Raw genomic sequence first — 206 nt, forward strand, 5'->3', positions numbered from 1 at the left:
GTGCACAAAGGCGGCCTGCCGAGTCAGGAGAACATGGAGGCCTTCGAGGTCGGCAAGAACCTGGCCACCACCGAGGGCGCCGCGGTGTTTCGTAACGACGTGCTGGAGCTGATCCCGTACAAGCTGGTTACCGTGAGCGTCCACGAGTGCCTACAGCTGGAGGTGTCGGCGCAGATCAACAAGTTCTACGTATTCGACCTGTCGCC

Annotated in this window: 1 pseudogene; it reads left to right on the forward strand. The window is 61.2% G+C overall.

From position 1 onward, the window contains the following. Positions 1 to 206: pseudogene (locus GYB81_RS24420) on the forward strand (class II poly(R)-hydroxyalkanoic acid synthase); the annotation flags it as partial.

This window comes from Pseudomonas yangonensis (genome assembly GCF_009932725.1).
GTDB classification, from domain to species: Bacteria; Pseudomonadota; Gammaproteobacteria; order Pseudomonadales; family Pseudomonadaceae; genus Aquipseudomonas; species Aquipseudomonas yangonensis.